Below are 4,335 nucleotides of genomic sequence, written 5' to 3' on the forward strand. Positions count from 1 at the left end.
TGGCCCACGTCTACGCCGTTCTTGTCCGCGCTGTGCACCCAGCAGCCGGCGAGTTCAAGCTGCGGGTGATTGAGCACGCACCCGATGGCCGCTTTGCCGACGCCTCCGGTTGCCCACTGGATGACACGAAGTTTCGAACCGCTGCTCACCGATGCCTCCCGGGATCGCCCTTTACACGCCGCCGACTGAAATGGCACGGTATGACCGTATGGCAGTGACTGTCAACCATCGCTTCCGGCAGGAGAGTCGATAGATGAGCGTGCTCGACGGCAAGATCGCGATAGTCACCGGAACCAGCCGCGGGGTGGGCGTGGGCATCGCGCACGAATTGCTACGCGCCGGCGCCAAGGTCATCGGCTGCTCGCGTTCGCCGCTGGATGGGATCCCCGGCATCGAGGCTGACTGGGCGGACCGCGCCTCCCAAATGGTCTGCGACCAAGGCGATTACCATTCGATCGACGCTCTCGTCTCCGGCGTCGTCGCCACCCACGGCCGCGTCGACATCCTGGTCAACAACGCCGGTGGAACGGTCCCAGCCCCGCACGCCGAATGCATCCCGGAACTCGTCCAACGCATCCAGGGCGCTCCCGACAGCGACGACGAGTACGAGCGCACGGCACTCTTCCACGCGTTCGCTGTCCAGATGAATCTGATCAGCCCGCTCTGGTTCGCGATCCGCACATACCGGCAGATGCGAACGCAGGACGGCACCGGATGCATCATCAACATCTCCAGCGGCGCCGGCCATCCGGCGGGATCGCCCACGCTGGTGTCCTACGGGGCGGCCAAAAGTGGGCTTAACCACCTGACCCGGTCGCTGGCCGAGGAATGGGGACCCGAGGTTCGGGTCAACTGCATCGCTCTGGGTCCGACGATGACCGAGAACTTCCGGTCCTTTGTGCTCCCAAAAGACGATCCCACTGGCGCAAAGTATTTCGCCGCCGTGCCGATGCGCCGTGCCGGCGAGCCCGCGGAGGTGGGCAGGGTTTGCGTGTTCCTCGCCGGCGGAGAGGCCGACTTCGTCAACGGCACCACCATCGAATGCGATGGCGGCATGCTGCCCGGCGTGCTGTACGACGCGGGCCTAAAAACGATCACCGATCTGCTGTAGCCGCTCGAATGCCGTTGAGAAGCATGTCCAAAGCTCGCTCGAAATCCGCCGCCATGGTCGAGCGCTGGCTTGCTTCCGCCAGCGCGGCCATGTGTGGATGATCCGTTCCGGCGAGCTCGCCGATTCGTTTGGCTGCCGTCGCATTCGAGTGTTCACGGTCAACTGCGGGCAGCGGGCCCGCCAATTCCACTTGGGCCGCGCCCATTACGAGGCTGAGCACCCCGCGAAACGCCGCCAGCAGATCCGCGTCGCTGAGCCCCGCACGGCCGAGTGCCTCGATGAGGCGTTCAGCGGGAGGGTAGCCGGCCGCGGATACCGTGCGGCGCGTCAGCACCAACGGTGCGGCGTTCGGGTGTTGGCGCACGGCTCGCCAGATGGCGGTTGCTATCGATTTGACCTCGGAGTGCCAATCTTTCGTTCGGCGCGGTAGGCGGACATCGGCCAGCACCGCCTCGGCGACAAGGCCCTCCAGCTGCTCACGGTCTTTGACGTAGTTGTAGACAGTCATCGGTCCGGTGCCGAGTGAAGCGGCCAGTGATCTCATGCTCAAGCCGCCGAGTCCGTCCTGATCGACGATCCGGATCGCATGCGCCCGTACCTCGGCGAGAGTGAATCGTGCCCGCATGTAGCGGTCGCCCTCCTCGTTGTAGACAAACCTTGACACGTACGTTGTACGCATACTAGAAACGTACGGTGTACGTATATTGAAAGGATCTCACATGGGTGTTCCCTACGACACCGCGAGACTGTCTTTTGTTTCGGGCGGCACCAGGTGTGCGGCCTGGCTGACGCTGCCTGACGGACCCGGGCCGCATCCTGGCCTGGTATTGGCGCATGGCCTAGGCGCCACTCACGACATGCTGCTTTCCCAATATGAGCAGCACTTCGCCGCGGCCGGCATCGCCACGCTGGCGTTTGATTACCGATACACCGGGGAGTCCGACGGTGCGCCTCGCCAGCAGTTCAGCATGCGCGCGCACCGGCAGGACATCGAGACCGCGCTGGAATGTCTCCGGCAGCAATCCAGTATCGACTCGGCCAGGCTCGGGCTCTGGGGCACCAGCTTGGGTGCGTTGCATGTGCTGCAAGCGGCCGCACGCGAGGCCGACCTCGCGGCCGTGATAGTGCAATGCCCGATAGTGCATGGGCCAGGGACCCTGGGCCCAAACGGGTTGCGCCCCGTCTTGCGGCTGACACCCGCGATCGTCGGTGATGCGCTGCGTCGCTTGCGGAGAGCGGGCCGAAAATACGTCCCCATCGTCGGTAACCCGGGCACCCTGGCCGCGGTAACCGTTGCCGGCGCGCTGGACGGCTGGTATTCCACCGTTCCGCCGGGCGCTTCGTTCGATAATCGCATCGCAGCCATGGACGTCTTGGGCATCGCCGCGGCCAGCGCGAAGCGATATGCAACGAAAATCGAAGCCCCACTGCTTGTTTGCGTGTCGCGGCGAGAGACCTTGATGGACCCGCGTCACGCCGAGGACGTCGCCTCGGCAGCGCCGCGCGGAGTCGCCAGGCACTACGACGGCGATCACTTCCAGATCTACCATCGACCGCTGCTGGCCGCGCTACTCGCTGATCAGACAGCCTTCCTGCAGGAGCATCTCGGTGTCCGAGTCGCGTGACGCGTTACTAGACAACGACGCGAGGCTGGCCGTGCTGGCGCGAAGTATCACCCCGGCGCAATGGACCGAGCCCAGCCTTTGCACCGAGTGGACCAACCACGACGTGCTGGCCCACCTCGTCGTCGGGTACGGTATCGCCCTGTCAGCGGTCGGCGTCGGCATGTTCAAGCACCGCGGTTCATTCGACGCCGCGAACACCGATCTCGCAAAAACGCTGGCCGCCCGACGCGATCCAGCCCAACTGGTCGACGAGTTCACACGGCTGACGCGCCGCCCGCGAGGAATCGGCCGCATTTTCCCGAAACGGCTGCTGCTCGGCGACCACGTCGTCCACGAACTGGACATCACTTATGCCCTGGGAATGGAGTCCGCGGTGCCCCTGTCGACTGTCGTCGGTGTGCTGAACACTCAGGTGCGAGTGCCCAACCCCTTCGTCCCGGCGGCGGCACGCGCACGCGGCCTCAATCTGATTGCCACAGACGCGAACTGGTCTCACCGTGCCGGAGGCCTCACGGTCGCCGGGCAAGCCGCTCACCTCGCCTCCGTTCTCGCGGGGCGGCCCTGGGCGCTGCGGCACCTGAGCGGTGACGGGGTGGGCAGGCTGGCTTCTCGCGTCTGATCTCCTCCGCGCCGTTGTCGTGGCCGCTAGGGTCGATGCATAACTGCGCTGAGCAAGGAGATTTCACATGAGCAGCTCGGTGGAGCCAACCGCTGACCAGTTCGCGGCACTGGCGGTGCGGCCCGGCGACGCGCCCGTGGTGATGATCAACCTGATGAAGTTCAAAACGCCGGGCGGTGAAGAGTCCTACCGACGCTACATCGAGGAGGTCACGCCGCACCTGCAGCGCGCGGGCGCCACACTCCGTTACGCGGGTACCGCTCCCACCTTTGTGGTGGGGGACGGCGAAAAGCCTTGGTGGGACGTCATTCTGCTGGTCGAGTATCCGACACCGCAGGCGTTCATCGACATGGTGAGCACGCGCGAGTACGCGGAGGTCCACGAGCACCGCGCCGCGGCACTCGAGCGTGGTGACCTGATCGCGACGTCGACGTGGTCGGTCGCTACCGATTGACCGATTGCTAGCGGGTTTCTTCCCGGGCGCGTCTAATGGGTGGATGGATTTGATGGCGCCCACCGACTCGATGTTTTTGCTGGGAGAATCGCGCGAACATCCCATGCATGTCGGCGGCTTGCAGTTGTTCGAGTTGCCACCCGGCGCGGGCCATGGATTCGTTCGGGAGCTCTACGACCAGTTGATCGCCCAGCAGGATTTTCAGCCCACCTTCCGCAAACGCCCGGCGAAGTTCGTCGGCGGCATCGCGAATCTGGCGTGGGCGTATGACGACGACGTCGACATCGAATACCACGTCCGGCGCTCGGCGTTGCCGTCGCCCGGACGAGTCCGCGAACTGCTAGAGCTGACGTCGCGGTGGCACAGCAGCCTGCTGGATCGGCACCGGCCGCTGTGGGAGACGCACATCATCGAGGGCCTGAAAGATGGTCGGTTCGCCATCTACACCAAGGTTCACCATGCACTGATCGACGGTGTCTCCGCGCAGAAGCTGATGCAGCGCGCGATGTCGACCGACCCGGAGGAC

At 64.9% G+C, this 4,335-nt stretch carries 6 protein-coding genes and 1 pseudogene; 5 read left to right on the forward strand and 2 right to left on the reverse strand.

Features of this window, described 5'->3' with window-relative positions; all coding sequences use genetic code 11:
* Positions 1 to 149 (reverse strand): annotated as a pseudogene (locus tag JOZ00_RS09670) (dihydrodipicolinate reductase); the annotation flags it as partial.
* 104 nt (positions 150 to 253) lie between these two features.
* Here JOZ00_RS09670 and JOZ00_RS09675 point away from each other — a divergent pair.
* Complete coding sequence (locus JOZ00_RS09675) at positions 254 to 1,111, forward strand: SDR family oxidoreductase (RefSeq protein WP_293343072.1); 858 nt, start codon at positions 254 to 256, stop codon at positions 1,109 to 1,111.
* Here JOZ00_RS09675 and JOZ00_RS09680 read toward each other — a convergent pair.
* Entirely contained in the window at positions 1,095 to 1,736 is a 642-nt protein-coding gene (locus JOZ00_RS09680; protein ID WP_293343086.1) for a TetR/AcrR family transcriptional regulator C-terminal domain-containing protein, read from the reverse strand. The two genes, JOZ00_RS09675 and JOZ00_RS09680, sit on opposite strands and share 17 nt — an antisense overlap.
* A 94-nt stretch (positions 1,737 to 1,830) precedes the next feature.
* Here JOZ00_RS09680 and JOZ00_RS09685 point away from each other — a divergent pair, with 94 nt between their 5' ends.
* The 4 genes from JOZ00_RS09685 to JOZ00_RS09700 all read left to right on the forward strand — a co-directional run.
* Positions 1,831 to 2,736, forward strand: a complete 906-nt coding sequence (locus JOZ00_RS09685) for an alpha/beta hydrolase (RefSeq protein WP_293343075.1) — start codon at positions 1,831 to 1,833, stop codon at positions 2,734 to 2,736.
* The gene (locus JOZ00_RS09690) at positions 2,720 to 3,355 is read left to right on the forward strand and encodes a maleylpyruvate isomerase family mycothiol-dependent enzyme (RefSeq protein WP_293343078.1); all 636 of its coding nucleotides are present in this window, start codon (positions 2,720 to 2,722) and stop codon (positions 3,353 to 3,355) included. The genes JOZ00_RS09685 and JOZ00_RS09690 overlap by 17 nt, the downstream gene beginning before the upstream one ends.
* Before the next feature lie 67 nt (positions 3,356 to 3,422).
* Positions 3,423 to 3,809 carry a DUF1330 domain-containing protein gene (locus JOZ00_RS09695; RefSeq protein ID WP_293343081.1) on the forward strand — a complete coding sequence of 129 codons (387 nt, stop codon included), beginning with the start codon at positions 3,423 to 3,425 and terminating at the stop codon, positions 3,807 to 3,809.
* Between the two features lie 43 nt (positions 3,810 to 3,852).
* Positions 3,853 to 4,335 (forward strand): wax ester/triacylglycerol synthase family O-acyltransferase (locus JOZ00_RS09700; RefSeq protein WP_293343083.1); only part of this gene is annotated, 483 nt, incomplete at its 3' end.

Origin of the sequence: Mycobacterium sp. (assembly GCF_019243155.1) — a bacterium.
Classification (GTDB): Bacteria; Actinomycetota; Actinomycetes; order Mycobacteriales; family Mycobacteriaceae; genus Mycobacterium.